This window comes from Nocardioides sp., assembly GCF_031422975.1.
Taxonomy (GTDB): Bacteria; Actinomycetota; Actinomycetes; order Propionibacteriales; family Nocardioidaceae; genus Nocardioides.
This window is the reverse complement of the sequence record NZ_JANPEO010000162.1, coordinates 1-5500: the sequence shown is the minus strand read 5'-3', so window position 1 is coordinate 5500 and position 5500 is coordinate 1. Positions and strand designations below refer to the sequence as shown.

General features: G+C 70.5%; 2 protein-coding genes. One reads left to right on the top strand and one right to left on the bottom strand.

Going from position 1 to position 5500, the window contains the following annotated elements; genetic code table 11:
• Positions 1-67: 67 nt before the first annotated feature.
• Complete coding sequence (locus tag RMO85_RS05060) at positions 68-2773, bottom strand: GNAT family N-acetyltransferase (protein ID WP_310526890.1); 2706 nt, start codon at positions 2771-2773, stop codon at positions 68-70.
• Between the two features lie 112 nt (positions 2774-2885).
• Here RMO85_RS05060 and RMO85_RS05055 point away from each other — a divergent pair, with 112 nt between their 5' ends.
• Positions 2886-5381, top strand: a complete 2496-nt coding sequence (locus tag RMO85_RS05055; RefSeq protein ID WP_310526878.1) for a DNA topoisomerase (ATP-hydrolyzing) — start codon at positions 2886-2888, stop codon at positions 5379-5381.
• The last annotated feature ends 119 nt before the right edge of the window (positions 5382-5500 follow it).

Below are 5500 nucleotides of genomic sequence, written 5' to 3'. Positions count from 1 at the left end.
TGCGCATGCGCGCAGTCTGTCACGCGGGTCGCGGGCGCAGCCGGGCAGTCAGTCGGACCGTGCGGCCTCAGTCCGGAAGCGTGTCGCCCGGTGGGGTGGAGAGCCGCCGGACGAACCAGTCGGAGCGGGGGTCGAGGACCGGCGCGATCCGGATCGAGCCGCCGAGCACGGCCGCGCCGCTCGCCCCGGCCAGGATGAGCGGCAGGTCGAGCGCTCGCACCTGCGGCAGGTCGTTCTGGATCTGTGCCACCCGGCGCACGAGCCGCTCGATCTCGGTGACGTCGACGATCTCGCTGCCGCGATAGCCGAACAGGATCGGCGACGCCTTGATCTCGCGGACCATGTCCTGCGCGTCGTGCTCGGCCAGCGGGGGGATCCGGAACGACCGGTCGCCGAGCAGCTCGGTGAGCGGTCCACCGATGCCGAAGGAGAGCACGGGGCCGAAGAGCGGGTCCTCCATCGACGAGATGCCGACCGGCACTCCCGGCGGGGCGTTCCTCTGCACCACGAACCCGGCCGACTCGGGTTCGGTGATGAGCTCGTTGAGCGACGTCCAGGCGTCATCCATCTCGGCGGCGGTGTCGATGTTGCGCCGGACGTGTGCGAGGTCGGGCCGGTGACGCAGGTGGTGCGCGGTGGCCTTGAGCACGACGCCCCACCCGAGCTTCGTGCCCGCGGCCGTCGCCTCCTTGAGGGAGGAGACGGGAAGCGTCTCCCACAGCTCGATGCCGTACGCCCCCAACAGCAGACACTGCTCCGGCGTGGACAGGTCGTGGCCGTCGGGGTGGTCCATCAGCAGCTGGTTGACGACGCGACGTGCCGCCTGCCGGTCGACGAGGTCCTCGTCGGGGGCCGACCTCTCGGGGGTGCGCAACCACACGGCGTACTCCACGACCCGCGCCAGCGCGCGCACCGCCGCCTCCACCGCGGGGTAGGACGGCACCGATCCCCGGCCGGCGCTCGAGCCGGCGACGTCGGGCACGCGGAGCAGCTCGGGCACGCCCTCGGCGCCGAGGAAGGTGGAGACGATGGGCTTGTCGGACTGCTCGCCGACCGCCGCGAGGACGTTGGCGACGTCCTCGCCGGAGACATTGAGCGGCGGGATGTAGATCGCGGCCACGGCGTCGACCTCGGGATCGTCGATGGCCGCGTCGAGGGCGTCCTCGAAGTCCTCGGCGCCGGCGTCGGCACCGAGGGCGACCTGCTTGTTGACGACCAGCCCGACGCCGGTGGCGGCGTCGGCCGCGAGCAGGCCGAGCGCGTCGGAGTTGCCGACGATGGCGACCCGGCGACCACGCGGCAGCGGCTGGTGGGCGAGCAGCTGGGCGACGTCGAACATCTCCTCGAGCGTGTCCACCTGGATGACGCCGGCCTGCCGGAACATGGCGTCGACGGCCTGCCCGGGCGCGGCGATCTTGCGGACCGCGTGGCCCATCGGCACGCCCTGGCTGCTGCGACCGGAGCGGACCGCGATGATCGGCTTGCGGCGGCTGACCCGCCGCGCGATGCGGGAGAACTTGCGCGGGTTGCCGATGGACTCGAGGTAGAGCAGCACCACCTCGGTCGCGTCGTCCTCGAGCCAGTACTGCAGCAGGTCGTTGCCCGAGACGTCGGCGCGGTTGCCGGCGCTGACGAAGGTCGACAGACCCAGGCCCCGGTTGTTGACCTTCTCCAGGATCGCCGAGCCGAGGGCGCCGGACTGGCAGAAGAAGCCTGCCCGACCCCGGGGCGGCATCAGCGACGACAGCGACGCGTTGAGGCTGACCTCGGGGTCGGTGTTGATCACGCCGAGGGCGTTGGGACCGATGAGACGCAGGCCGTAGGACCGGGACAGGCCGACGAGCCGCCGCTGCCGGACCCGTCCTTCCTCGCCGGTCTCCGCGAAGCCGGAGGAGATCACGACGAGTCCGTGCACGCCCTTGGCCGCGCAGTCGAGGACGACGTCCTGCACCGCCTCGGCAGGCACGGCCACGATGGCGACGTCGACGTCGCCGGGGATGTCCCCGACGGTCTTGTAGGCGGGCATGCCCGACACCGCATCGGCACTCGGGTTGACGACATAGACCCGACCGGTGAAGTCGCCGGTGACGAGATTGCGCACCAGCGCCTGGCCGATGGTGTCCTGGCGGCGGCTGGCGCCGATGACGGCGACCGAGCGGGGGCGGAAGAAGCGCTCGATGGATGCCGACTCGGCGCGGTGCTCGCGCTGTGCCATCACGCCGATCGCGGTGTCGGTGGGGTCGATGCTGAACTCGAGCTCCATCACGCCTTCGTCGTACTGGCTGGCGACCCGGTAGCCGGCCTCCTTGAAGGTGTGGATCATCGCCTGGTTGTCGGGCAGCACCTCGGCGACGAACCGCTCGATGCCGCGCTCGCGGCCGGCCTGGGCGAGGTGCTCCAGCAGCAACTGCCCGATGCCTCGACCCTGGTGGCCGTCCTCCACGAGGAAGGCGACCTCGGCCCTGCCCGGCTCGACCATGTCGAAGCGGCCGACGGCGATCATCGCGCCGGCGCTGGTGAGGACCAGCGCGACCCGGTTGACGTAGTCGACCTGGGTGAACCGCTTGACGTCGCGCTCGGACAGGTGCGGCATCGGGGAGAAGAAGCGGTAGTACTTCGATTCGTCGGAGACCCGCTCGTAGAACTCCACCAGCAGCTCGGCGTCCTCGGGCTGGATCGGGCGGATGTGCGCCGTCTTGCCATCCCGCAGCAGCACGTCCGCCTCCCAGTGCCGGGGCGGCGGGGTGCTCGTCTCGGCTTCGCTGGAGGTCACGCCCGGAAATCTACAGGGCTCTGGTCCGCTCCGAGTCGCGATCGAGCGCCGAAGCGTGGGTCCCCCGGCGAGCCCCCTGCCCGAACCAGCGACCGACCGGGAGAATGCCACCATGGCTCGCCGTACCACCAAGCAACCCCTCCCCGACGACTTCGAGGAGCACATCCTCGACATCGATGTCGGTGACGAGATGCGCTCCTCGTTCCTCGAGTACGCCTACAGCGTCATCTACTCCCGGGCCCTGCCCGATGCCCGCGACGGCCTCAAGCCGGTGCATCGCCGGATCCTCTACACGATGGACGACATGAACCTGCGGCCCGACCGCGGGCACGTCAAGAGCGCCCGCGTGGTCGGCGAGGTCATGGGCAAGCTGCACCCCCACGGCGACACCGCCATCTATGACGCGCTCGTCCGGATGGCTCAGCCGTGGTCGCTGCGGGTGCCGTTCATCGACGGCCACGGCAATTTCGGGTCGCCCGACGACTCTCCGGCGGCGATGCGATACACGGAATGCCGGATGCTGCCCGCCGCCGTGGCCATGACGGCCTCGATCGACGAGGACACCGTCGACTTCAAGCCCAACTACGACTCGCGCGAGACCGAGCCGACCGTGTTGCCGGCGGCGATCCCCAACCTGATCGTCAACGGCACCACCGGCATCGCAGTCGGGATGGCGACCAACATCGCTCCCCACAACCTGGTCGAGGTCGTGCAGGCCCTGCGACACCTGATCACGCACCCGGGCGCCGGCCTCGACGACCTGATGCGCTTCATCCCCGGCCCCGACCTGCCCACCGGCGGCAAGATCGTCGGCCTCGACGGCGTCCGCGACGCCTACGAGACCGGCCGCGGCACGTTCAGGATGCGCGCCACCGCCCGGGTCGAGTCGGTCACGGCCCGCCGCAAGGGCATCGTGGTCACAGAGCTCCCCTACGGCGTCGGCACCGAGCGGGTGATCGAGCGGATCAAGGCGCTCGTGCTGGCCAAGAAGATCCAGGGCATCGCCGACCTCAAGGACCTCACCGACCGCAGCCACGGCCTGCGTCTGGTGATCGAGGTGAAGAACGGCTTCGTCCCCGAGGCGCTCCTCGAGCAGCTCTACAAGATGACGCCGATGGAGGACTCCTTCGGCATCAACACCGTCGCGCTGGTCGACGGACAGCCCCGCACGCTCGGGCTCAAGGAGCTGCTGGAGGTCTTCCTCCAGCACCGGTTCGACGTCGTACGCCGCAGGTCGGTATTCCGCCGCAACAAGGCCGCCGACGAGCTGCACCTGGTCGAGGGACTGCTCATCGCGATCCTCGACATCGACGAGGTCATCCAGCTGATCCGCTCGAGCGAGAACGCATCGGAGGCCAAGGAACGGCTGATGGACGTCTTCGACCTCAGCGACGTGCAGGCGACGTACATCCTCGACATGGCTCTGCGCCGGTTGACGAAGTACTCCCGGCTCGAACTGGAGAAGCGCCAGGACGAGCTGAAGCGGATCATCGAGCAGCTCGACGCGATCATCAACGACGAGTTGCTGTTGCGCAAGGTCGTCTCCGACGAGCTCGCCGAGGTCGCCAAGACCTACGGCACCCCGCGGCGCACCGTCCTGCTCGCCTCGGCCGGCACCACCGTCACCGCGGCATCTCTTGAGGTCGCCGACGACCCCTGCTTCGTCTACCTCTCCTCCAGCGGTCTCGTGGCCCGCACCTCGGGCGCGACCCTGCCCGGCCACGGCGAGTCGCGGGCCAACCACGACGTGATCACCTCTGCGGTGCGCTCCACCGTGCGCGGAGAGATCGGCGTCCTGACCTCGCGCGGCCGGCTGATCAAGGTGGGCGTGCTGGACCTGCCCACGCTTCCCGACTCCGCCAACGACCCCCACCTCCAAGGCGGATATCCGCTCAGCGAGCTGCTCTCCCTCGACGACGGCGAGCGCGCACTGGCGCTGACCTCGCTGGCCACCGAGGGGCCCGGGCTCGCGCTCGGCACCCGCGACGGCGTGGTCAAGCGGGTCAACCCCGAAGTGATCGGCAGGGACGACTGGGACGTGATCGGGCTCAAGGACGACGACGAGGTGGTCGGGGCGATCGAGCTGAGCACCGGCAACGAGACGCTCTGCTTCATCACCTCCGACGCCCAGTTGCTGCACTTCGGCGCCGACGGCGTACGCCCCCAGGGCCGCTCCGGCGGTGGCATCGCCGGCGTCAGGCTGACGCCCGGAGAGCGAGTCGCCTGGTTCGGCGTGATCGACAGCGACGAGTCGGTCGTCGTCACCGCCTCTGGCGCCTCGACCGCGCTGCCCGGCACCGAGGCCGGGGCGGTCAAGGTGACCCCGTTCAGCGAGTACCCCGCCAAGGGCCGCGCCACCGGAGGGGTGCGCTGCCACCGGTTCCTCAAGGGGGAGGACACCCTGGTCACGGCCTGGGCCGGATCGGCGCCGGCGCGCGCGGCTGCCGCGAGCGGTGCGCCGATCGAACTGCCCGCGGCGACCGGTCGGCGCGACGGCTCGGGCATCCCGGGGCCACAGGCCATCGCCGCTGTCGCGGGTCCGGTCGCCGTACTGCTCAAGGACCGGGCGGTGGACGCGGCCACAGATGAGCCTGCCGCGGATGCCTGATGTGCAAGGCTGATCGCATGATCGCGCGCGCCGCAGGCGTCCCTCTCGCACTGGCCCTTGCCGGCACCCTTGCCCTGTCCGCGTGCAGCGGGGGCACCGCGAAGGGCAGCGACGACCAG